The organism is Pseudomonas syringae KCTC 12500 (assembly GCF_000507185.2).
In the GTDB taxonomy this organism is placed as follows: domain Bacteria; phylum Pseudomonadota; class Gammaproteobacteria; order Pseudomonadales; family Pseudomonadaceae; genus Aquipseudomonas; species Aquipseudomonas syringae.
This window is the reverse complement of record NZ_AYTM02000001.1, coordinates 64,725-90,871: the sequence shown is the minus strand read 5'-3', so window position 1 is coordinate 90,871 and position 26,147 is coordinate 64,725. Positions and strand designations below refer to the sequence as shown.

The 26,147-nt window shown below is 55.1% G+C and carries 9 protein-coding genes and 1 pseudogene; 9 read left to right on the top strand and 1 reads right to left on the bottom strand.

The features are described from left to right. Positions 1–41: 41 nt before the first annotated feature. The 7 genes and pseudogenes from V476_RS00325 to V476_RS27840 all read left to right on the top strand — a co-directional run bounded on the left by V476_RS00325 (position 42) and on the right by V476_RS27840 (position 20,759). Positions 42–12,695, top strand: coding sequence for a hemagglutinin repeat-containing protein (locus V476_RS00325; RefSeq protein ID WP_181017517.1), 12,654 nt, complete (start codon positions 42–44; stop codon positions 12,693–12,695). Further along, positions 12,685–13,110 carry a hypothetical protein gene (locus V476_RS26380; protein ID WP_080278645.1) on the top strand — a complete coding sequence of 142 codons (426 nt, stop codon included), beginning with the start codon at positions 12,685–12,687 and terminating at the stop codon, positions 13,108–13,110. The genes V476_RS00325 and V476_RS26380 overlap by 11 nt, the downstream gene beginning before the upstream one ends. A 100-nt stretch (positions 13,111–13,210) precedes the next feature. Next, entirely contained in the window at positions 13,211–18,103 is a 4,893-nt protein-coding gene (locus tag V476_RS26375; RefSeq protein ID WP_080360715.1) for a hemagglutinin repeat-containing protein, read from the top strand. Then, a complete protein-coding gene (locus tag V476_RS00315) occupies positions 18,103–18,561 on the top strand; it encodes a DUF6392 family protein (RefSeq protein WP_024961455.1) in 459 nt (152 codons plus the stop codon). The genes V476_RS26375 and V476_RS00315 overlap by 1 nt, the downstream gene beginning before the upstream one ends. 257 nt (positions 18,562–18,818) lie before the next feature. Continuing rightward, positions 18,819–19,271, top strand: a complete 453-nt coding sequence (locus tag V476_RS00310; RefSeq protein WP_235810934.1) for a hypothetical protein — start codon at positions 18,819–18,821, stop codon at positions 19,269–19,271. A 137-nt stretch (positions 19,272–19,408) separates the two neighbouring features. After that, a pseudogene (locus tag V476_RS00305) lies at positions 19,409–20,008 on the top strand (hemagglutinin repeat-containing protein); the annotation flags it as partial. Between the two features lie 304 nt (positions 20,009–20,312). Next, entirely contained in the window at positions 20,313–20,759 is a 447-nt protein-coding gene (locus V476_RS27840) for a hypothetical protein (protein ID WP_146050735.1), read from the top strand. Here the strand turns inward: V476_RS27840 and V476_RS00300 are convergent. After that, entirely contained in the window at positions 20,708–21,307 is a 600-nt protein-coding gene (locus tag V476_RS00300; RefSeq protein ID WP_024961475.1) for an RNA 2'-phosphotransferase, read from the bottom strand. The two genes, V476_RS27840 and V476_RS00300, sit on opposite strands and share 52 nt — an antisense overlap. Positions 21,308–21,789: 482 nt before the next feature. Here V476_RS00300 and V476_RS26370 point away from each other — a divergent pair, with 482 nt between their 5' ends. Both V476_RS26370 and V476_RS26365 read left to right on the top strand, forming a co-directional pair. After that, positions 21,790–25,443, top strand: coding sequence for a DUF637 domain-containing protein (locus V476_RS26370; RefSeq protein WP_394432099.1), 3,654 nt, complete (start codon positions 21,790–21,792; stop codon positions 25,441–25,443). Next, entirely contained in the window at positions 25,440–26,012 is a 573-nt protein-coding gene (locus V476_RS26365) for a hypothetical protein (RefSeq protein WP_235810949.1), read from the top strand. Before V476_RS26370 ends, V476_RS26365 begins: the two co-directional genes overlap by 4 nt. Positions 26,013–26,147: the final 135 nt, after the last annotated feature.

Below are 26,147 nucleotides of genomic sequence, written 5' to 3'. Positions count from 1 at the left end.
GCCTGACCAGTACCGGAACCCTTAAGCTCGATGCAGCGCTGGTGAACAATAGTGACGCCGGTCGTATCGCCAGCGCCATGGCGCTGACTGCCGTAGTCACCGGCCTGAATCAGACCAACGATGGCCGTCTGTACAGCAACAGCGATGTCAGCCTCGATTTAAGCAAAGGCGTGCTGAACAACGACGGCGGTCTGATTACCGCGCCGGGCCAGTTGCTGCTGAAAAATCTCAATGCAGTCAGCAACCGCAGCGGTGAAATTTCCAGCGCCAACGGCTTCATCCTGGCTGCGACGTCGCTGGACAACACCGCTGGCTCGGTGCTCAGCGACAAAGCGCTCATTGTGCGTGTCGACCAGTTACTGACCAACCTGCGCGGTCTGGTGTCTGGCAACGGTATCGATCTGACGGCCAATGAGCTGAATAACAACAGCGGCAGCCTGAGCAGCGATGCCGATCTGCTGGTAAACGTTACTGGCCAGCTGTCGAGCCGCAGCGGCGAGCTGACCAGTGCTGGTAACACGACCCTGAATGCGCTGAGCCTCGATAACACCGCTGGCCAGGTCATGGCTGACCGGTTCCTGAAACTGGTGATCACTGAAACCATCGATAATCAGGCCGGAACGCTGGGCGCAGGGCAGGGTATCGACATAGGTGCCGCGAGTCTGGACAACCGCCAGTCCGGTGCACTGGTCACAGATGGCCAACTGACTCTGAAGCTGACCGGAGCGCTGGACAACCGCGCGGGTGGCAGCCTGCAAGCCAAAGGCTTGATGGACCTTTCGAGCAAGACGCTGGATAACCGTGGCGGCCGTATTGCCGCGCAGAACCTGTTGATCGTGCATAGCGACAGCGTCGATAACCGTGGCGGTTCGATTCGTGCCGAAAAAGGCCTGCAGCTGTTCGTCGATGCCCTCGACAATAGCCAGACCGGCCTGAGCACCACGCAAAAAGGCCTGATCAACAGCAATGCCGGTCTTGAACTGGTCGGCACGCGTCTGGACAACCAGAACGGTCTGCTCAACGCCGCTGGCCTGATGCAGTTGCAGGTCGACAGCGTTGCCAACGGCAGCGGTCGTATCGCCAGCCAGGCAGACATGGTCGCCAATATCGGCAGTCTGACCCAGCAGGGCGGCGAGCTGGTTGCGCAGGGCAATCTGACCCTGATCGGCAAAACCCTCGACAACCGGTCGGGCGGCCTGGTGGGCTCTACAAAAGCGCTGAAAATCGATGTTGCCGATATCGACAACAAGGCCGGTGAACTGTCCAGCCAGATCGGTGTGGACATCATTGGTCAGACGCTGGACAACAGCAACGGCGGCAAGGTCCTGGCCGGTACGGCGCTGGGGCTGACCGTGGCGCGCGTGATCAACCTGAATAAAGGCCTGTTGTTCGGTAACACCCTGCGTCTCGACGGTACACGCCTGGATAACGCAGGCGGTACGCTGGCGAGCCAGAAGGATCTGAACATCAGCCTGTCTGGCGCGCTGGACAACACTGGCGGCCTGCTCAGCAGTGAGTCGGCCATGACGGTCAGCGCTGCTTCCCTGCAAAACGCTTCGGGCAGCCTGTCCAGTGCCGATGCCTTGAGCGTCACCACCACCGGCGCTCTGGAGAACCAGGCGGGCTCCGTTACTACCGACGCCACGCTGACACTGACCAGCGCCAGCCTGAACAACAGTCAGGCGGGCAAACTGGCTGGCAAGGGCGCCACGCAGGTCACCACCGGCACGTTCGACAACAGCCAGGGCGGTCGCCTGACCAGCAGCGATACCCTGCGATTGACGGCAGGCAAGGTCATCAACCAGAGCGCCGGACGTATTGCCAGTGCGCTGGCGTTGACGGCCAGCGTGACCAGCCTCGACCAGCAGGGTGGTGAGCTGTTCAGCAACACCTCGCTGAGCCTCGATCTGAACAACGGCCAGTTGAACAATCAGGGCGGTCTGATCAACGCCCCGGGCGTGTTGCTGCTGAAGAATCTCAACGGCGTGGCCAACCAGAACGGCGAAATTTCCAGTACACAGGCCTTCACCCTGAACGTCGACAGCCTCGATAACAGTGGCGGCAAACTGCTCAGCAGTCAGGCCCTGACGCTGATCGTCAACAAGGCGCTGAGCAACGTCAAAGGTACGATTTCCGCTGCCGCGCTGAACACTCGCAGCGACAGCCTGGACAACACCGAAGGCTTGATCAGCAGCCGCGCAGCTCTGGACTTGATGGTCAATACCGCCCTGACCAACGTCAAGGGCACGCTGGTCGGCGACGCTGACATGACGCTGAACGCCGCGACCGTGGACAACCGCCTCGGCCAGATCGCCAGCAAACAGAACCTCAACGCACGGATCGGCAGCCTTCTACAGCAGAACGGCCAGATGCTTGCCCAAGGCACATTGACCTTGCGTGGCGACGCGCTGGACAACCGTCAGAACGGTTTCATCGGCGCAACCCAAGCCCTCGATATCAATGTCACCAGCATCGATAACCGTGGCGGTGAACTGTCCAGTCAGGATGAGATGACCCTGACCGGCCAGCAACTGAACAACAGCGACAGCGGTCAGGTGCTGGCGCAGAAAGCCTTGAATCTGAACGTTGCGCAGATCACCAACCGAACGAACGGTCTGCTCTCCAGCCAAGGCGGCTTGACGCTGGTCGGTAGCACACTGGACAACACCGGTGGTGCGCTCAGTGCCCTCAAAGCCTTGGGTATCGACCTGTCTGCAGCACTCGATAACACTCAAGGCCTGATCAGCAACGAAGATGTCCTGACGGTAAAGACCAGCAGTCTGACCAATACCGCAGGCAGCATTTCCAGCGCTGGAAAACTGACCCTCGACAGCAGCGGGGCAATCAGCAACCAGGGCGGCAAGCTTTTGACCGACGGCGTACTGGACCTGAAAAGTGCCAGTCTTGATAACAGCCAGAAAGGCAATATCAGCGGCAAAGGCCTGCTGACGCTGAGGACCGGGGATTTCGACAACAGCCAGAACGGTCGCGTCAGCAGTAGCAATCGCCTGGACCTGACGACCGCACGACTGACCAACAGCGCTGGTGGCAGCATCGGCAGCAGCCAGGCACTGACCGCTAGTGTCAGCCGCCTGAGTCAGCAGGGCGGCAGTCTGTTCAGCAACACTTCCTTGAGCCTGGACCTGAACAACGGCCAACTGGATAACCAGGGCGGTTTGATCAACGCGCCGGGCGCACTGCTGCTGAAAAACGTCAACGAGGTACTGAACCAGAACGGTGAAATCTCCAGCGCCCAGGCATTTACCCTCAACGCCCAGCAACTGGATAACAGCGGCGGCAAACTGCTCAGCAATCAACTGCTGACCCTGCGCATCGCCCGTGCGCTGACCAACGTCAAAGGCATGATCGCCGCCGCCGGTGTCGACGCCACTGCCAATACCCTCGATAACACGGGCGGTACGCTGACCAGTCGTAACAACCTGGACCTCACCGTCACCGGTGCGCTGACTAACCGCGACAGAGGCCTGATCAATGCTACTCAGGCGCTCAAGGTGGGCGCGGCCAGCCTCGATAACCAGAGCGGTCAGGTGTGGGGCGGCACCAGCCTGATCCTCAACGCTACATCGATCAACAACACCGCGAAGGGCCTGATCAACAGCACCGGCACCCTGAACCTGACTGCCGGCAGTCTCGATTCCGGCAACGGCGGCGAAGTGTCGGCCACACGTGACATGACCCTGGTCCTCAACGCACTGTCGCTCAACGGCGGACGCGTGATGGGTGATGCCGGTCTGTCCATCGACATGCAAGGCAACGACCTCAACAACCTCGGCGGTTTGATCACGGCAGACGGTTCGCTGACCCTTAACCGCATTCGCGACCTGAATAACCAGTCTGGGGAGGTCTCCAGCGCGCAGAGTTTCAGGTTCGATGGCCGCACCCTCAATAACAGTAGCGGCAAGCTGATCAGCAGCAACGTGCTGACAGTCACCGCGACCAACCTGCTCAATCAGAACGGCCTGATTTCCGGCTGGCAGGGTCTGAACGTCTCCGGTAACCGCCTCGACAACCGCAACAACGGCACCTTGTCCAGCCGCAGCGGTAACCTCTTTACAACCCTGGCCGGTGAATTGCTCAACGGCAGCAACGGTGCGTTGGTCAGCCAGAACACACTGAGCGTAACCGCTGACAGCCTCGACAACAGCGGCGGCATCCTCTCCAGCGGCGCCGGTCAGACGCTGACCGTAGCCGGCCTGCTGAACAACAGCCAGAACGGCCTGATCGACAGTGGTGCCGGGATGACCATCAAAGCCAATGCCCTGAACAACGCGGCCGGTAACCTGACGGCCCAGCAGGGTTTCAACTTCGAAGGCAGCAGCCTCGACAACAGCGCCGGTAATCTGAGCAGCAAGGGCGAGATGACACTCGACCTGCTGGGCAGCCTGACCAACACCAGCGGCAAGCTGGCCAGCGGCGGTAACCTGCTGTTGCGGCGCAGTACCGCGATCAACAACCAGGCCGGGCAACTGATCAGCCAGAGCCTGATGACCCTCAATACGTCCGGGCAACTGGACAACCGTAACCGCGGCACTGTTGCTGCCAACAACACACTGACAGTCGTCGCGGGTGGCAGTGTCCTCAACGATGCCGATGGCTTGATCTATAGCCAGAGCGCCGATGCACATTTGAATGCAGCGAGCCTGTCCAACGTTCGCGGCGCGGTACAGAGCGTCGGCGCACTGAGCGTCGATGTCGCGGGTACCGTCGACAACCAGAATGGTCGGATCATCGCGCAGAACGGTGACCTGAACCTGAGCGGCGCCAACCTCTACAGTCAGGGCGGAGTGCTGTCCAGCCTGCAAGGTCTGTTCACCGCGAAACTGGCCGGCGTGCTGAAAAATGGCTATGACGCCAACCGCCAGGGTGGCGTCATCCAGGCGCAGCGCCTCAACCTGACCGCGCTGGGCGGCTTCGACAACTACGGCGGCCGAGTCTCCGCGCGCGGCGGCGAAGCGCTGATCACTACCCCCGGCTTCGACAACCGCAATGGCGGCCTGTACGCCAAAGGCCTGGTGCGGGTCAACGGTGGCAACTTCGACAACAGTGGCGACAACGACGGCCAGATCGCTGGCGGCCAGGTCGAACTGAACCTGAGCGGCGCGCTGAACAACCGCTTCGGCATCATCGAAAGCGACAGCACCCTGGCCGTGACCGCTGCCAGTCTGGACAACCAGACCGGGCAACTGCGCGCGCTGGGCGGAGGCGGCGCCACAAACTTCCAGATCGGCAACCTGTTCGACAACCGCAACGGCACCTTGGAAAGCGCCAACAGCGACCTGATCCTCAATGCGGGCAGCTTTCTCAATGGCGGCGGGTCGTTGTTGCATACGGGTAATGGCACGTTTGATATTTCTACGGCCAACCTGACCAGTGCTGGCGGCAGCATTGTTACCCGCGGTGGTTTGACACTGAGTGCTGATAGCTGGACCAACAGCAGCGTGATTCAGGCCGGGCGATTGACGGTGAATGTCGGAACCTTGAATCAGACGGCGGGCGGGCAATTGCTGGCGTCGACCAGCCTCGTGGGTAATGGTGGCAATTGGAATAACGATGGATTGATCGCCAGTGACGGCTCGCTAAGCCTCAACCTCGGCGGTACATACGGCGGCAATGGCCGTCTCAGCAGCCTAGGAACGCTCGGACTGAGTGCGGCACAAGTGAACCTGAGCGCCGCTTCGACCATATCCGGCGGCGGTGAAACCTCGGTGACCATGGGGGGGCAACTGAACAATGCCGGTCGCCTGACCTCGGCGACTAATCTGACCATCAACGCGGGGAGCATCAACAACCAAGGCACGCTGGGCAGCGGTCAGGCGTTGACTGTGACCACCGGCTCGCTGGTCAATGACCGTGGGCTGATCTTCAGTGGCAACAACATGAGCCTGCGTGTCAGTTCGCTGAACAACAGCTACGCCAACATCTACAGCCTGGGCAATCTCACGATTGACCGTAACGGGCAAGGCGCGCTTGCCGACAGCATCGTCAACAGTTCTGCGTCGATACAAAGCGACGGCAGCATGAGCCTCGCGGCGAGCACAATACAAAACGTCCGCGCCCTGTTGACGACCAGCAATGGCGGTATCTATACCGCCAGGATTGATGAGGGGGCGTGCAATCGCGAGTTTTATAACAACGACTGCGGCAGTGGCAAAGCAACTCATACCTGGGAAATAACCCAGCGTGAAAAGCTTGAAGTGACCGCAGCCAGTGCTGCGTCCGGCATTACCGCTGGCGGTAATCTGAACATCAACGGCGGTGATCTGTTCAACCAAAGCAGCACCATCGTCACCAGCGGTAACCTCAACGCTACGCTGAACAACCTGAACAACACCGGCATAGAGGCCAGCGACACCGAAACAGTGCGCGTGTACCGCAGCGCCCGTACTAGCAACGCCGGGGCCTGGACCAACGCCGCAAGCGACTTCACTGAAAAGTACTGGTTTACCAGCAGCGGTTATAACGCCAACAACCTCAGCGGCCTGGAACCGGCAATGGCGGACTTCATCGCCATCACCGAGACAGAGATGCCTGAGTTCCGCAAGGTCACTCAGCTGTCAACCGGCGACCAGAGCTATGCCGCCATTATCCAGGCCGGCGGCGCGGTAAACGTCAACGCGAGCAAGAACATCGGCAACAACGTCGTACGCGCTGGTTACAGCTACGTGAGCGGCGGTTCTCGCACTGACACCAATGCGCCGGGCAGTCAATTCTCCACACGCATTACTGTCAATCAGCAACTGCCGCCAGACCTGGCCCAACAACAAGTCAATCCTTTGAGCCTGCCAGGCTTCAGCCTGCCGACCGGGCAGAACGGCCTGTTCCGCCTGAGTGGCCAGACCGGCACCGCAGCCACTGTCGCTCAACCTGTAGGCCTGCCGCAAAGCTGGACAATGGGCAGCGCAGCGGTGTCCGTCGCGCAACGAGAGCACACCGTTTCAGACGCACAGGCAAGCACCATCCAGATTGGCTCGGTGGGCCAGATATCCAACGCCACCCGCCAGCTTGCTTCCGTCACACGGCAAAGCGCAGGCGTAAGCGCCAATGCAACTGCTTTTGATACCAGCGCTCCAGGTGCCGCACCTATTGGTGGGCTAGTGCTGCCAAGCCATACCTCTGATTCCGCAGGTGTCACCAGCGTCGACAGCGTGACCGGCATTGCGACGGGCAATCAGGGCAGCGGCGTATTGTTGCCTGTCCAGAATGCAGGATCGACGGCAGGTGTTGCGGCTATCACCGCCATTTCTTCCGGTAACTCGGCCGCGGAAAACGCTGGAATGATGCAGGGCACCCAGGTCAACAAAGCCGGTCAGATTGTAAATGGTACGCAAGGTAGCTTGGTCAGCGTTGTCAATCAGGCTACGACCGGTGCCCAGTCAGGCGCGACTGCTGCAGTCACCCAGGTGGTTGTAAGTGCTCAAGGCGGAACGGTCATTGCACCGGTTCGCAGCGCTGTGGCTGCTCCGGTCAGTCCTGTCACTGCTGCTGTTCTAAACCCTGTCACGACCACGCCTGCTTCAACCGCTATCACTCAGCCCGCCACAGTGGCGCAGGCCAGCGCTATTACGCCGCTCGTTTCGGCGGCAGCGCAAACGGTGACCCGAGTGGAAGGCCTGCCCAGCAGCAACTTCGTTTCCAAACCGCAAAAATACCTGATCGAAACCAACCCGGTCCTTACTGACCTCAAGCAGTTCATGAGTTCGGATTACCTGCTCGCAGGCCTGGGCTACGACCCCGAAGTCAGTGCCAAGCGCCTGGGCGATGGCTTGTATGAGCAACGCCTCGTTCAGCAAGCAGTCGTGGCCCGCACCGGTCAGGCGTTCATCGATGGACAAACCTTCAACGAGGCCCAGTTCAAGTACCTGATGAACAACGCCATCGCCAGCAAGCAGCAGCTGAACCTGGCGGTCGGCGTATCGCTGAACTCACAACAAGTCGCAGCGCTGACCCATGACATCGTCTGGCTCGAAGAGCATGAAGTGAATGGCGAAAAAGTGCTGGTGCCGGTGCTGTATATGGCTCAGGCCGACAATCGCCTTGGCCCGACCGGTGCATTGATTGCCGGTAACGACGTCTCGCTGATCGCGGGGCAAAACCTCGACAACGTCGGCACCTTGCGAGCGGCCAATAACCTGTCGGCTGCTGCTGGAAATGATCTGGTCAACAGCGGCCTGATAGAAGCTGGCAACCGTCTGGACCTGCTGGCAGGTAACGACCTGATCAACAAGTCCGGGGGCATTATCGCCGGACGTGATGTGACATTGACCGCCCTGCGCGGCGATGTCATCAACGAACGCACGGTGACCAGCCATCAGAGCGCGTCAGGCGACGCGACCTGGCGTCAGGACTTCGCTGACAGCGCGGCACGTATCGAAGCGGCTAACGACATGTCCCTGCAAGCGGGTCGTGACGTGAAAAACACCGGCGGCGTGTTGCAGGCTGGTCGTGACTTGAGCATCGCTGCGGGCCGTGACGTCGCTATCGACTCGGCCCAGACCGAGAACGGCCAGACACGCGGTGCGAACTCCAGTAACTCCAGCATCACGCAACTGGGCTCCACGGTCAGCGCCGGACGCGACCTGACGGCCCAGGCCGGCCGCGACATCAACGTCATCGCCAGCAGCATCGACGCCAAGCGCGACATCGCGATGGCCGCGACGGAAAACCTGACCCTGTCCTCGGCGGCTGATGAACAGCATTCCTACGGCAAAAGCAAGAAGGTGACCGAGCAGGAAGATCATGTCAGCCAAGTGTCTGCGGACCTGAAAGCGGGCGGCAGTGTGGCTTTGCAGGCCGGGCAGAATCTCGACATCATCGCCAGCCGCATCAATGCCGGGAGCAACATTGCGCTTGATGCTGCGCAAGATTTGACCATTGCATCAGCTCAGGACGAAAGCTCGTACTTCTATGCCAAAAAGAGCAAAGGTTCGTTCGGACGCAGTAGCAGCAAACAGCAGGAAAGCTACGACAGCAGCAACGTTGCGTCGGTCATCAATGCAGGGCAAGACCTCACCATCAATACCACCAAAGCTGCTGACGGCAGCGTCAGCATCAACGGTGGGCATGATGTCAGTGTCATTGGCAGCCGTCTTTCGGCGGGCAATGACTTGGTTCTCGGTGCCACTAACGATGTGACCGTACTCTCTGGTGTCGATGAGCAGGGTGCTTACAGCCAGAAAAGTAAATCCGGCTCTTTTGGCGTGTCCAAAAGTGGAAAAAGCGAGCTGAAGACCAGCGCTACTCAAGTCGCCAGTGAACTGAGTGCCGGCAACGATGTGGTAGTGGCTTCAGGCAAGGACATCACGCTGCGCGCCAGCAACATTGATGCAGGCAATGATGTGGACCTCAGAGCCGGTCTGGTGGATAAAACCGGCGACATCAATCTACTCTCGGCCAACGATGAAGCCTCCAGCCACAGCGACGAGTACAAGAAGAAAACCGGTCTTTCAGTGTCTGGCGGATTCCTGTCCATCTCGTCGGCTAAAGAAGCTGGCGGCCAAGCGCAGAGCAGCACCAGTGTAGGCAGCCAGATCAACGCTGCAGGCAATTTAAGTCTGCAGACCGAGCGCGACATCAACATTGTCGGCAGCGGCGTCAACGCAGGCGCGAATGTCAGTCTGAACGCAGGTCAGGACGTCAACATTCTTGCCGCTCAGAGCACCCAGTCCAACCAAGACTGGGAGAAGAACAGGCAGTCGGGCATTGGCGTGTCCTCCAACGCCAATGGCGTGACCTTCTTTGCAGGCGTTGATCGCACCAAGGAGAAGAACCGCCTTGAGCAACAGAGCGCTGCCGCCAGCCAGGTACGCGCAGGCGAAGACCTTACAGTCAATGCCAAGCGCGACATCAACCAGGTAGGTTCTGACCTTCAGGCGCTCAATGACATCAATCTGACCGCCGGGCGCAATATCAAGATTGATGCTGCGCGTGAATCTCAGACGGTCGAGCAACAGCGCGAAAATTCGCGTAATGGTCTGAGTGCGAGCATTGATCACAACTATGGCAGCACCAAGGACGCCATCAGCGGCGCAGGCAAGGGTGAGGACGCCACGAGCAAGGGATCGAGCACGCTCAAGGCAGTAGACAGCACCTCGCAGTTCCTGTCTGGCCCGACGGGCGATGGAAAGTTCGGTAACAGCAAGCAGGGCACCAGCCAGCAAGTGGTCGAAACGACCAACCGCGCCTCGACGCTGGACGCAGGCAACAACCTGAACATCTCCGCGAGCAACGACGTTCAGATCAGCGGCGGCCAATTGCAGGCTGGCCGCGACATCAACATCAAAGGCCGGGATGTCACGCTTGATGCCGCCAAAGGCAGCTACAGCCAGGAAACCAGCGAGCAGAAAAGCTGGAGTGGTATCCACGGCAGCAGCAGTGGCGGGTTCAAACTCGGCGTGGGTGGCAGCAGCGGCATCGCCAAAGGTGATCAGAGTCAGGAGGCCTCGACCGTTACTACGTTGCAGGCAGGTCGTGACGTCACCATCAAGGCCAGCAATGACCTCAACCTGATCGGCACGCAGGCTCAGGCAGAGCGAAACATCAATCTGAATGCCGGCAACACCCTCAACATCAAGGCAGCCCAGAACGACAGCTCCACCGAGAACACCCGTAAAAATGGCGGAGGGGAAGCCGGTATCGCCATCGGTCCGGGAGGCATCGGCGTTTACGCCAGCGTCAACATCGGCAAAGGCGACCTGGAGCGCGAAGGCAAACAGCAGCAGGAAGCGTACCTGTACGCCGGTAATCACCTCGGTTTCACCAGCGGCCAGGACACCAACATTGCCGGTGCAACACTGCGCGGCAACGACGTGGTCGGACGCGTAGGCCGCGACCTCAATGTCACTTCCCTGCCAGATACCGGCAAGGCACAAGGTAAGGAATTCGATCTCAGCGCGACCGTTGTAGTGGGCTTTGGCGGCAGCGTCAGCGGCTCGGTCGGGTACGGTCAGACCAACGGCTCCAAGAACTGGATCGAGGAACAGACCCGCATCACGGCCAAAGACAAGGTCGACATCCGCACCGAGAACCACACCCAGCTCGACGGCGCATTGATCGCTTCCGATAGCGGCAACCTCAAGCTGGACACCAACACGCTGGGCTACAGCGACATCGCGGGCAAGGACAAGGAGCACGGTTACTACCTGAACGTCGGGGGTTCGTACGGCACTGGCAGCAGCACTACGCAGGACTCAAGTCAGGTAGGCAAAGGCGACAACCAGAAAAACGGCTGGAGCGTCGAGGGCTGGAACTACAACAAGGATCGTGAACAGATCGTCCGGGGCACCGTGGGTGCAGGCGATGTGGTGGTGCGCAGTGATACGGCGGGTAAGGACTCAACAGCGGGCTTGAATCGTGATGTCGACAAGGCATACGAGATCACGCGTGATGACGAGCACCGGACTGATGTGTATGTGACGAAGAGTTCGGTGGAGGCGGTTAGCCAGCCGGTAGACACTGCCAAGCAGTGGGCAAACCAACTCCTTACTTTCAACGAAACTGCCAGGCAAAACTATGAAGAGGCTTCCCGTGGTCTGACCCGTGCTGTCAACAAGATCGAGAGCACCTTGGGCCGCAAGATGGATGCGGGTACTGCCAGTCTGATGGGGGCTGATTTTGCTGAAAACACCTTGGACTCGTTGCTTCAGGGTGGGATGACGCGCAGTCAGGCTATGAAGACAATGGCCGACCCTGCGTTTCAGGAAACGGTCGTGGCCGAAATTGCGCGCCTTGCCGGGATCGACCTGACATCGGTCGAAGTTCTTGATCAGACGCTTCAGATGGACAACAAGGCTAACAGCCCAGGATCAATCGAGTTACCTGCCACTCCTGTGAATGCGAGTGATGCAGAAAAACTTACTGCTGCTCAAGACACACTGCGATCAATGGCTTCGATTAACCAATACATCCAGGAGCATCCAGATCAGCAGGAGGCTGTGAGTGTGTTGGTGGCAGTGGCGCAGGGGCCTAAAGGTCTTGTGCAACTGGCGGTTTTCAACGCAGTTTCCGAGACGCCGTTGGGTGAGGCGCTGAACCAGAAGATTGCGGAGTACAGCGGAGCGCTGGGCAAGCAGGTAGCGGATAGCATCGAAGGTATAGCTCTCAACGAAAAGGATAGCTTTGAAGGTTCGTTGATAGGCGGCGGACAATTTATGGCGGCCATCTTGACAGGGGTGGTTCAAGGCCGTAAACCTAAAGCTGATCGTACCTCTGTGTCGTTAAAGCAAAGTGAAAGCAGTTCCGGGCGCAATGAAAAGCCGTCGAAGGTTGAGGAGGGTGAGGTAGGTACATATGGGGAAACCGCCCCAAGAAGTGTTGGAGACGGTTTGACTCCAGACCATATTCCGTCCTTTGCTGCGGTTAAAGATGCATTGCGTAGGCAGGGTGTAGAGCTAAGCGATTCAGAGTTAAAAGCGCTTCGAAATAACACTAATTGTGTAGTTGTTAAGACCTGCAGTCACATTGTTGAGTCTCGCACATTTGGTGGTAGGAATAGCAAAGAAAAAATTGCTACCGATGGCTCTGATCTATATAAAGCAGCTGAAGCGGATCTAGATACATGGATGCCTGTTTGGAAAAGAGAAGGGTGGTCTCAAGCGAAAATCGACGAGACTCGTAGTGGTGTTCATGATTTTAATAAGAAGTTATTTGATGATATGGGAATAAAGTATGAACCCTGATATGCAATTGAATCGAAAAATCGAAGAGGTTTTTCTTGAGTTTAAGAATATTTTCCCGATTGTGGAGTATTCAAAAGTTGAAGGTAATCAATTTTTGAAAATCCCTGAAAGTGGAATATACTTTCAATCGTCTGATGATGGTTTTATAGAAGCTTATCGTGTTCACTGTGTGCAGTTTGATGGCTATTTTCCGGCTGGTCCTGAGTTAAAAGGTAGGTACTTTAATATTAAGTCAGGTGCAGATGCTCTTCGTGAGTTGGGTGAGCCTTTAAGGAATATACCGTCTATACGAATACCTGGAGTAGCACCTACATCTCCAGGGTATCAGTTTATTGCTGATGTGGGTTTTGTCAGTTTTTATTATGACCCTGATACGGATATTATAAGATTTTTCCATGTGAGGGTTGGTGGGTAGTTCGGTATAGAGGGTTTGATTTCTCGGTTATTAGTCGAAGTAACAGAAGGCCTCACTGTTCCCAGCAAAGCTATAGGTTTTTCACTGACATTAATGTCAGGTGAGCAAAGTCGATAACGACACAAACGAGTGGAGCGTCCTCACCGAACTCAAGCAGTTCATGAGCTCGGACTACCTGTTGGCCGGTCTGGGCTACGACCCGGAAGTCAGCGCCAAGCGCTTGGGCGACGGCTTGTATGAACAGCGCCTCGTCCAGCATGCAGTCGTGGCCCGCACCGGCCAGGCGTTCATCGATGGACAGACCTCCAACGAGGCGCAGTTCAAGTACCTGATGAACAACGCCATCGCCAGCAAACAGCAACTGAACCTGGCTGTCGGCGTATCGCTGAGTTCACAACAGGTCGCAGCGCTGACCCACGACATCGTCTGGCTCGAAGAGCACGAAGTGAATGGCGAGAAGGTGCTGGTGCCAGTGCTGTATCTGGCTCAGGCCGACAATCGCCTTGGCCCGACCGGGGCGTTGATTGCCGGTAACGACGTCTCGCTGATCGCGGGGCAAAACCTCGACAACGTAGGCACCTTGCGAGCGGCCAATAACCTGTCGGCTGCTGCTGGAAATGATCTGGTCAACAGCGGCCTGATAGAAGCTGGCAACCGTCTGGACCTGCTGGCAGGTAACGACCTGATCAACAAGTCCGGGGGCATTATCGCCGGACGTGATGTGACATTGACCGCCCTGAGCGGCGATGTCATCAACGAACGCACGGTGACCAGCCATCAGAGCGCTGCGGATGATGCGACCTGGCGTCAGGATTTCGCTGACAGCGCGGCACGTATCGAAGCGGCTAACGTGCAAGCCGGTCGTGACGTGAAAAACACCGGCAGTGTGTTGCAGGCTGGTCGTGATTTGAGCATCTCTGCGGGCCGTGACGTCGCTATCGACTCGGCCCAGACCGAGAACGGCCAGACACGCGGCGTGAACTCCAGTAACTCCAGCATCACGCAACTGGGCTCCACAGTCAGCGCCGGACGCGAGCTGACGGCCCAGGCCGGTCGCGACATCAACGTCATCGCCAGCAGCATCGACGCCAAGCGCGACATCGCCATGGCCGCGACGGAAAACCTGACCCTGTCCTCGGCGGCTGATGAACAGCATTCCTACGGCAAAAGCAAGAAGGTGACCGAGCAGGAAGACCATGTCAGCCAGGTGTCGAGCAATGTGACGGCGGGTGGTAGCGTGGCGCTGAGTGCAGGCGCTGACTTGAGCATGATCGCTAGTAGAATTAATGCCAAAGACGAGGCGTATCTGTACGCGGGTAATGACGTCAACGTGCTTGCCGCACAGGATACCGATTATTCGTATTACTCGAAAACCAAGAAAGGGTCTTGGGGCAAGAAGAGTACGAATATGACTGAGAGCGACAGTGATGTTGCTATCGGGTCTCTCATTCAGTCAGGTCAAAAAGCCACGATTGTTGCGGTCAATGATGTCAATTTTGAGGGGTCAAAAGCCAACAGTGACAATGGTGTGCTCGCAGTTCAGGCTGGGCATGACGTTAATCTGACTGCGGCGCAGAACAGCCAATACAGCGCCACCGCCACTTCTAAGTCTGGCGGGTTCGGTTTATCCACCACTAGCAAGATGAAGAGTGACGCTTCGACCCAGAGTTCATTATCTGCATCGACGCTGAGCGGCAACACGACACTCGTTCGGGCTGGGAATGATCTGGTGGTTTCGGCCAGTAATGTCATTTCCACTGAGCAAACGACGTTACAAGCCGGCAACAATGTTGTCATCGACAGTGGCACTGAAAGCTTCAATACCCAGCACAGCCAGTCGACTAAAAAATCCGGCCTGATGAGCACTGGTGGCATCGGTGTCACCTTAGGAACAGCGAAAAACGCGTTTACCCAAGACTCAGAAAATCAGACTCAGAAAGGCAGCACTGTAGGCAGTGTTCTGGGCGACGTGAATATCACCGCCGGTAAAGATCTGACGGTCAAGGCTTCTGATGTTGTTGCTGGGAATGACGTCAATCTGATTGGCCAAAATGTCAGCATTCTTCAGGCGCAAAACAGGAGCACAAGCACACAGAACCAGGAAAGCAAGAAAAGCGGCCTTACGCTTGCTCTCTCGGGTGCTGTAGGAGAAGCAATAAATACCACGGTGCAAAACGCGCAAGCAGCTAAAGGTGAGGACGATTCCCGTCTTGCGGCGTTGCAAGGTGTTAAGGCTGGGCTGAGTGGCTATCAGGCCTACCAAGCTGCCCAAGCGATCGACTCCGGTGCTGCAAGTGGTAGTTTTTTTGGCATTGCGCTTTCGTTAGGCACCCAAAGTTCCAGCTCCAAGCAAGTGCAGGAACAGAATGTAAGCCAAGGCAGCTCAATCACTGCCGGAAATAATCTGAATATTGTCGCTACAGGCAGTGGCGCAGGTGCTGGTTTGGACGGTGATATCAATGTCGCCGGCAGCAAGCTTCAAGCTGGCCAAGACATGCTGCTTTCGGCTAATCGTGACATCAATCTGCTAGCTGCAGCTAATACACAAAAAGTCGACGGATCTAACAAGAGCGGAGGCGGCGCGATTGGTATTAGCCTCGGCGTCGGCAGCGGCGGTGGTGGTTTGACCGTCTTCGCTAATGCCAATAGCGGGACAGGCAACGAAAAAGGCAACGGTACCACCTGGACTGAAACCAACCTCGACGCTGGTAATAAGCTCTCATTGGTCAGCGGTCGCGATACGACTCTTCTTGGGGCCCAAGCCAGTGCTCAGCAAGTCGTAGCCAATGTCGGTCGGGATTTGTCTTTGACCAGTTTGCAGGACACCGACAAATACGACTCTCACCAGCTCGATGTCAGCGGCGGTGCGAGTTTCAGCTTAGGCACCATGACGGGTAGTGCATCGCTCAGTGTCAGTCAGGACAAGATCAAGTCCAACTTTGAAAGCGTGCAAGAGCAAACAGGTCTCTTTGCTGGTAAGGGCGGCTATCAGGTAACAGTGGGCGACCACACCCAACTGAACGGCGCTGTGATTGCCAGCACCGCAGCCGCTGACAGAAATATGCTCAGCACTGGGACTTTAGGTTGGACAGGCCTGAAAAATCAGGCGGAATTTACTGCCCAGCATCAAAGCGCAAGTGGGAGTACAAGCGGTAAAGACGGCTCCAAGTTCATGGGGAATATGGGTAGCCTCACGCTTGTCGGCGCCAACCACAGTGGCAGCGATAGCAGCACAACAAACTCAGCAGTCTCTGATGGGCGTCTGACCATTCGTAATGTCTCAGGACAGCAGCAAGACATTTCTACACTTAGCCGCGACGTAGATCATGCCAGCAACGCGCTCAGTCCAATTTTCGATAAGGAAAAAGAGCAAAACCGACTACGTCAGGTTCAGTTGATCGGAGACATTGGCAGCCAAGCGATGGACATCGTCCGAACGCAAGGTGCGATTGATGCAGCAAATGCACAAAAAGATCCGGTAGCGATTGCCGCGGCGCGTGAAAAGCTGGTCGCTGAAGGGAACACGGATCCATCTGCCAAACAAATCGCGGAGCAAATTAGCGTCACCGTGATGCAGAAATACGGCACGGGTAGCGATTACCAGCGTGCTGCCCAAGCCGTAACTGCGGCGTTGCAGGGGCTGGCGGGTGGGAATATTGCGCAAGCGTTGACCGGAGCTGCCGCGCCGTATCTCGCAGAGCAAATCAAGCAAATGACCTTAGGCAACAAGGACGCCAACCTGATGGCACATGCTGTCTTGGGCGCGGTGGTTGCTCAGGCGCAGGGTAACTCCGCGTTAGCGGGTGCTGCGGGTGCGAGTGTTGGGGAATATATTGCCAATCAGCTATATCCGGGCAAGAAAACGTCGGAGTTGAGCGAAGAGCAGCGTCAGACAATCTCGGCGCTGTCGGCGCTGGCAGGTGGTTTGGCAGGCGGACTGGTGGGCGGTGATGCCTCTAATGCTATTGCCGGAGCATCCGTAGCTAAAAACGCAGTTGAGAACAACTATCTACACGTACCTGAAGCAGAACGGAAAAAGGTGCTGGAGCGTAAGCTCACGAGCGGCACCATCACCGCCCAGGAGGTCAGCGAGTTAGTTTCCCTGAATAAAGTCGATAAAGAACGAAATGCGGAAATTAAAGCAGTCTGCACGGCTGGTAATCTGGGCGGATCAGCATGCGGTCAGTTGGTAACTGTTGCAAAAAACGCGGCTGAGCAATACGGAAAAAGCGTCAGCTATACGCTGATTTACAAGGATCTCTATCCGCAAGACTCGCAGAATTTAGATGCTATTTTGCAGGGACTTGATTCTGATAGTATCACTAGGGATACGGCAATCACGGCGATTACGCAGGCGTCAGGTTTAAGTCGCCAAGAAGTCGAAAACCGATACAATTTCGCCATGACGGCTCAAGCATTGACAGCGGTGCTTGCAGGGGCGTACCTTCCCAGAGGCACGTCTGTAACAAGCAAAGAGACAGTCGCTAAAGACCCTGTTTCACTAGCGGGACAAGCTGATAATGAAACGGGGATTTTAGTTGATAGGAACGTAATCGTCGGGGGTGCAAAAGAATCCGCGCCTTCGAAAACGGCGGTTCAAGAACTTGAGGTCGACGCCTATAAAAACCTTAAGGCAAGAGAGGTTGTTGGAGATGGTCTAGAACACGACCATATCCCTTCATTTGCTGCGTTGCGCACAGCAAAGGAAGCAGAGTTGGGCCGCCCCCTTACTGAGTTGGAGACCAAGACTCTCTACCAAAACTCTACTGCTGTAGAGGTTCCACGAGATGTACATATTGCAGGTCCGACGTATGGCGGGAAAAATACTCCTGCTCAGATTCAGCAAGATGCTGCGGATCTGTGCGGTGCAGTTTGTCGTGACACAGAAGCTTTGCGGGCAAATCTGAACAGTAGAGGTTATGATTCTAAGTTAGTAGATGAAACTGTTCAAAAAATAGTGGAAAGAAATCGCAATACGGGGGTTATTAAATAATGAACACTTGGTCGGATTTTGTTCGGGCTCTTGGTCAAGATGAAAGCGGGGGAATAGTCACCGACTTATGTCGAAGAGTCGGAGAGTTGCCAGCCGTTTCGGAAACCCCGGATAACTATAATGACCCGGAAGGTAAGACAAGATTCTATAAGTTTATTAAATCTGGCATAGAGATTGGGTTTCGTTCGGGAAAATTAAATCACATTCATTTTTTGGTGCAGCCTCACGAAGGTTATTCGGCATATAAGGAAGATTTGCTTGGTCGTATAGCTCAAGCATGGCGTGTTGAAGATGTTATTGCAGAGCTAGGCTCGCCTAGCAAAGAGGCGCCAGGTAGAGTCGATATGTTAATCGGCTATGTACAGCAGTGGCTGAAGTATGAGTTTAAGACGTACGCTCTACGCATGGAATTTTCGGAAGATGGACGCTTGTGGAAAGCGACGCTAATATCAAATTGATCGCTTTAAGCGTAGCAATGGATTAGATGTTTGTGTGATTTTTAGATGGTGCAAAAGCTACTGCTACCAGTGCTGCCGAAGGTGCTACGCCTCGAGTTTCTATCGATCCCCCGGACGGAAGTTTTTCGATTTCAGATTGGACAGGCTATCCAGCGGGCGTCCCCGTACCGCAAGGGCCATTCAGATTACTGGAGGGGACGGAGTACAATGTGCCGCTATCTACTGAGTAAAAAGGAAGAGTATTGTTTGAGTTCTAAATGGTTTTTATCAAGATGAGTGGCATGAGGTTTAAATATACTGAGTCTGATGGCTTAAGTGTTTTCAAAAATGCTCGTTTTAGAAACGCTATAAGAAAAAAGCTAGGAGGAGATTATAAGGCTTTTCCTAAGACCCGGTTTTCAGAAAACTCTACAGATGTGTTTGGTGGGGCAGTTGTTAAAGTGTGGTATGACGCTAATGACGAGGTAAAAGGTGTTCAGCTTTACCATCCTGAGGCTGAGTTTTATTATTTCGGAAAACAATTGCTCGGCAGCAATGTTGAGGAGTTAGAGCTTTTTTTTTCTAGCATTGGTCAGTCGTTGATTTTTGATGACGATGGAACAGGGTTTAATGCTGAAAATAATACAATAAGGTTTTACGTTCCGGATTTTGATGAGTTCCAAAAAAAAGCTAGAGTCGAGTGTGTGTATATTGATATTGCTAAAGCTTAATCTTGCTGTGAAGCGTGAGCTGATTAAGCTTGATCTGATTGGGCGTCTGACTAATGAGTATCTGGGGTCTGTGCGCGGGATCGAAGCGTCCTTGCTTAATTTAAGTATATTGCCGGTGTCACACTGCGCGGCAATTCAATGTCACTTCCCTGCCAGATACCGGCAAGGCACAAGGTAAGGAATTCGACCTCAGCGCGACCGTTGTAGTGGGCTTTGGCGGCAGTGTCAGCGGCTCGGTCGGGTACGGTCAGACCCACGGCTCCAAGAACTGGATCGAGGAACAGACCCGCATCACCGTCAAAGACAAGGTCGACATCCGCACCGAGAACCACACCCAGCTCGACGGCGCATTGATCGCTTCCGATAGCGGCAACCTCAAGCTGGACACCAACACGCTGGGCTACAGCGACATCGCGGGCAAGGACAAGGAGCACGGTTACTACCTGAACGTCGGGGGTTCGTACGGCACTGGCAGTAGCCCTACGCAGGACTCAAGTCAGGTAGGCAAGGGCGACAACCAGAAAAACGGCTGGAGCGTGGAGGGTTGGAACTACAACAAGGATCGTGAGCAGATCGTCCGGGGCACGGTCGGTGCGGGCGATGTGGTGGTGCGCAGTGATACGGCGGGTAAGGACTCAACAGCGGGCTTGAATCGTGATGTTGACAAGGCATACGAGATCACGCGTGATGACGAGCACCGGACTGATGTGTATGTGACGAAGAGTTCTGTGGAGGCTCAGAGCTGGCTGGCACACCGATCAGGACAGTTGATGACTTAGCCGGCGCTTTGAGGGCTGGGACAATTAAACCGAATCAGCTTCCCGTTGATTATGTAGATATGAATGGGGCTCGCCTTATTTTGAATACGCGAACTTCTACCGCGCTTGAGCAGGCAGCTATCCCTCGAAGTGAGTGGTTCGGGCGAAATCAGACAGGTGTTGAGGCTTATCCAGGTAAGACATTCAATGATTTGGCAGCAGATCAGTTAAAAAATAACAAATTGCCGCCGACAGGCGCAGAGCAATTAAAGTCGGTGCGTCCATGAAAATAGGTAAGCCAAAATTAATACTAGATCCATATGAGTGGCTGCCAGGATATGGTGAGTCAAGAGTATCATTCCGTTCCGTTGGCTCGGATGTGATACTTGATATTGAGTATGAGAAGGAGGTTGTAGTTGATAGCGAAGAGGTTGTACTGGCTTTAAGGCGGGAGGTTGCGTTTAAATCTGTGCGATGCTTTATTCGGGAGCCATTCCCTGGAGGTGCTATTTTTGAGTTTGATGGTGATCCAAGTGAGTTTCGGCTGGGTAAGTTGACCGAGTTTATAGACTCCGAATTGCTAAGGAATAACTTGAAAGCATGGCGTTCTGTGTCGAGTCACGAACTGCCGAAGTTGAGGCATTTCAGTATTCAGTTTTTGTCAGAGAATCTTACTTTTCATGTGCTGGCTGTAGATGTATTTTCATCCAATGAGCTGTCGGGCAGTTGATTTTGTATTGAAATAAAATTAACGGGAACCGCTTCAGTTAACCAAACACTATTTTCAGCCTGAAAAAATTTAAATCCCTGTTGGTACATCCGCAGGGATTCAATCTTCAGAACCACTGGTTTACCGTAGCGCTGTCCGACAGCAATAGCCGTCAGAGTCTCCTGCGATAGATGCACATGGTGGCGTGAACCTGCAATCAATCCTTGCTGAAGAATAGATTCAAGAAAGCGTGTTGCAGTGCCATGGTAGAGGAATTCTGGCGGTTCTTTCTCTATGTGTTGGAGGTTTACGTCTGGTGCTGAATGTCCCTGTGCAGCTCGAATACGCTGGCCATCGTCGGAGAGGGCAAAGCGTTTCTTATCACTGCTATTTACTACTGTCTGAATTATTGCCTGGTCAAGTACGCGGCCTTCTTTCGCTGCGCCGGTAATCAAAGAGTTGATGTCTGCCCAGCCTTCTGCGTCGAGTTGCAATCCGATAGTGTGAGGCTCATGGCGCAAGATATAACTTAGAAACTTGCTTGTTTCGTTCAGTTGCTTGTTATTCATGATTGCCTTGCATTCATTTATCGATTTTTTAGGGTTTATTTGCTTTGGCTGATATCCGGTGCACTCTTGCAGCAGTATTTTCAGTTGCTGTTGCATCCTACATGCACCCTGATTGCACTCTTTTTGCGTCCTATTTGCAACCTTTCTGCAGTCAAGTTGCATCCCTTTTGCACCCACCCTGACGACCTATAGTCTAGCTGCCCAATACGTCCTTTTTCAGCATGAATTTTCGATCCTTAACAGGAGCAAAATCTCAATACACAACACGCACCTCTTGCGAGGTGAGCATTTAGGGCCTGCCAAGCAGCAATTTCGTCTCCAAACCGCAAAAATACCTGATCGAAACCAACCCGGTCCTTACCGAACTCAAGCAATCCATGAGTTCGGATTACCTGCTCGCAGGTCTGGGCTACGATCCGGAAGTCAGCGCCAAGCGTCTGGGCGATGGTCTGTATGAACAACGCCTCGTCCAGCAAGCAGTCGTGGCCAGAACCGGCCAGGCGTTCATCGACGGGCAAACCTCCAACGAGGCCCAGTTCAAGTACCTGATGAACAACGCAATCGCCGGCAAGCAGCAGCTGAACCTGGCGGTCGGCGTATCGCTGAACTCACAACAAGTCGCAGCGCTGACCCATGACATCGTCTGGCTCGAAGAGCATGAAGTGAATGGCGAAAAAGTGCTGGTGCCGGTGCTGTATATGGCTCAGGCCGACAATCGCCTTGGCCCGACCGGTGCATTGATTGCCGGTAACGACGTCTCGCTGATCGCGGGGCAAAACCTCGACAACGTCGGCACCTTGCGAGCGGCCAATAACCTGTCGGCTGCTGCTGGAAATGATCTGGTCAACAGCGGCCTGATAGAAGCTGGCAACCGTCTGGACCTGCTGGCAGGTAACGACCTGATCAACAAGTCCGGGGGCATTATCGCCGGACGTGATGTGACATTGACCGCCCTGCGCGGCGATGTCATCAACGAACGCACGGTGACCAGCCATCAGAGCGCGTCAGGCGACGCGACCTGGCGTCAGGACTTCGCTGACAGCGCGGCACGTATCGAAGCGGCCAACGACATGTCCCTGCAAGCGGGTCGTGACGTGAAAAACACCGGCAGCGTGTTGCAGGCTGGTCGTGATTTGAGCATCGCTGCGGGCCGTGACGTCGCTATCGACTCGGCCCAGACCGAGAACGGCCAGACACGCGGCGCGAACTCCAGTAACTCGAGCATCACGCAACTGGGCTCCACGGTCAGTGCCGGACGCGACCTGACGGCCCAGGCCGGCCGCGACATCAACGTCATCGCCAGCAGCATCGACGCCAAGCGCGATATCGCGATGGCCGCGACGGAAAACCTGACCCTGTCCTCGGCGGCTGATGAACAGCATTCCTACGGCAAAAGCAAGAAGGTGACCGAGCAGGAAGACCATGTCAGCCAGGTGTCTGCGGACCTGAAGGCGGGCGGCAGTGTGGCTTTGCAGGCCGGGCAGGATCTGGCCATGATCTCCAGCCGAATTACCGCTGGGAAAGAGGCGTATCTGGTTGCGGGTGAGAATCTGGACATCCTTGCTGCGCAGGACAGTGATTACTCGCTGTACGACATGAAGAAAAAAGGCAGCTTCGGCGCGAAGAAAACCCAGCGCGATGAAGTGACTGATCTGAAAAACATCGGCAGCGAAATTACTACCGGTGGCGACCTGTTGCTGTCGAGCGGAGGTGATCAAAAGTACCAAGCCGCGAAGCTGGAGAGCGGTAAGGACCTGACGATTGAAAGTGGTGGTGCAGTTACGTTTGAGGGCGTGAAGGACTCGCATCAGGAGAGTCACGAGAAGAGTAATAACAACGCCTTTTGGGTTTCCTCCAAAGGTAAAGGTAATACCGACGAGACCTTACGCCAGAGCGAACTGGTTGCCGCCGGTGAGGTAACCATTAAAGCTGTCAATGGATTGCAGATTGATATCAAGCAGGTTGATCAACAAACGGTCACCCAGAGCATTGACGCAATGGTCAAAGCCGATCCACAACTGGCCTGGCTCAAGGATGCTGAAAAGCGCGGTGACGTGGATTGGCGGCAAGTGAAGGAGATTCACGACTCCTTCAAATACAGCAACTCGGGTCTCGGCCCAGCCTCGCAAATTATCATCGCGATTATCATGGCTGCCGTTGTGGGGCCTATGGCAATGGGCGCGGTAGGTGCATCCACAGGGGCAGCAGTCACGGCAGGTACTATGGGTGCCAACACTGCAGCGTTCCTCTCTGCGGGCGCAGGTGCTGTTGCAGCGGGTGCCGCTACCAACGCAACGGTCAGCGTTATTAATAACCGAGGAAACCTCGGGGCGGTAGTCAAGGACGTAACATCTGCGGATGCTCTGAAAGGGTATGCCATTTCAGGAGTGACGGCGGGCCTGACGGCTGCGTATTTTGATGGTTTTACGGGTACGCATACTGATATCGCTTCCAGGAAAATCATTGGCCCAGAGCTCTCTACCTTGACAGGCGTTGGACAATTCGCCGCCAATCAGGTTCTCCAAAATGGAACCTCAGCCATTTTGGGTAAAGCGCTGGGTACGGGCGGGAGCGGCAGTGATGCGCTCAAAACCGCGCTATTCAACACCTTGGCGGCGGCGAGTTTCAATGCAGTGGGTGACTATACCCACGGTACATTCGCGGACGGAACGCCTTCCAAGGTTGTTATTCACGCGATGGTGGGAGGGCTGCTGTCAAAGGCCACCGGAGGAGATTTCAGGACTGGTGCGTTGGCTGCAGGTGCTAACGAAGCCTTGGTTGTACACCTGAATAGCCTGGTCAATGGTAATGAAAACTTACTGACCATGAGTTCTCAGATAGTAGGCGCCCTGGCCGCTGCCACTCAGAAAGACGCTGATGCCAACTCGATTGACAAGGGTAGCTGGATAGCCAAAAATTCGACGCAATACAATTTCTTGAATGACCATGACACCAAGGAAAGAAACAGCGCACGAGAGGCTTACGAAAAAGACCAGGGGATTGATGCTGCGAGAAAGCTGGTATCACTCGAGAAGTCGGATCAGCGCAGCAATAATCTGCTGGACGCTTACAAAACCAACCCCGAGTCTTTGACCAAGGCCGATCTTTCGGAGCTGCAAGCCTACCTTCAGGTATACGCTTACGAATTGACGAAAAGTGTCGGCCAAGAGCAAGCACAGGCTAGGCTGACCAATCTCCTGCAAAGCACCACGCCTGCAACTCAGGGCTTTTCCTACGCAGGCACGACCGAAGCCAAAAACGCCTACAGCGACGCTGCACGAGCTGAGCTTGATGGCGTATTCGCCCAGTTGAGCTGGTCCCGGACCAAGACTGCCGAGGAGCAGATTTACGCTAACGCAAAAGGCACTCTGCTGGTCAACAATGAGCAGCAAGGGTTGGCGAATATTGGCGGCCCTGCTATATATGGGTTGTCAGGGCCGCTGGGAATTGGAATCCGGGGCATTGCTGCGATCAACGGCGCCGCGCAATTCAAATATGGCGTAGGGCAGGCGGTCGATGGCGATACGTGGAATGCGGTAGGCAACATGGTGGTCGGTTCCCTCGAAGTGATGGGGGGGCTGAGTGCAAAAGCTGCGGTAGGTGGGCAAAGGAGCGAGCCATTAGGACAAGGTGCAAAAGAGGCAGGTGCGGCAGGGAAGGTAGTAGACGATATTCCGGCAACATCTCCACTTGCTCGGGATGGTTTGCGCGAAGACTTAGCGGCACAAGCCGGTATTCCTCGAGATATTGCTGGAAATCCTTCCAGTCTTTGGGGGAAATCAATAGATGATATTAAACAGTCGCTCACCATGGATGGCGCAACACTTACACCTAAAGTGAAAGCCAGTTCATCTGGTAATGCCCAGGTCTATACGGTCGAAGGTAGCACTACAGGAATTAAAGAAATTCAGTGTAGTCCATCTACTATCGGGGATAATGTTTTGTCAACTCACAAAGGTGAGTACTACAAGCTTACTTATGCTGATGGGAGCAAAGTTAAGGTTGTTGATCCTGTGGCTTACAGACCGACTTTTAGTAGCGGGAGCCCTATTTATGATGCCAATACAAAGTATTTAAACCCTCAGGGGCAGAAAGTGGTATTTAATTCCTCCACCAACACGTGGGTGCCAGAATGACGTCGTTTAACGATTTTTCAATATCTTGGGTGGCACCAATCGTGCCATCCGTCTCTCTTGCAGGTATACCGCTGGGTATCAGCGCGGAAGTGCTGGAACGTGTGCTGCTTAAGTATTTAGTTGACGCTTCCAGTCTATTGTACAAGTTTGAAAGTTCGCCGGACCTTCTATTGAGAACGCATGGTCTGGATGAGCTTGGAAATGGAGGCTACTCTTTTTCGCTATTTAGTGATGCAATTATTAATAATCTGCTAAAAGGAACTCCAGCTCTATCAATAATGGTTAGAGCGGGAAAGGTTTATGCTGTTAAGGTTTACGATTTTAGCTTTTCTGGGGAGTTTGCTCGGGAGTTTGTTTATAAGGGGGTTTTGCCGGCTGGTATTGGCTTGGGTAGTTTGGTTTCGGATTTATTGCCATTTACATCTTTAGAGTTTGATAGTGCTGAAGAGTGGTTCTATACCGATCAAAGCTATGGTGGGCTTGAGGTTACCGGCTGGGGAGTTCCTCTAGAAGATCATCCTGATCAAGTTGTTACTGCTTTATGTGTGATATCAGGAGCGATTGCTTAAGTCTAAGTACGCGGTACTCATCTAGCACCGGCCCAGCGCCGGTGTTTTTATCTAGCTTTTGATTTTCCGATTTTTATTTGGCCGCCTGCTTATTCCTTCCCTTTACTCGCTGGCCCTGCTGCACGGGCAATGGCC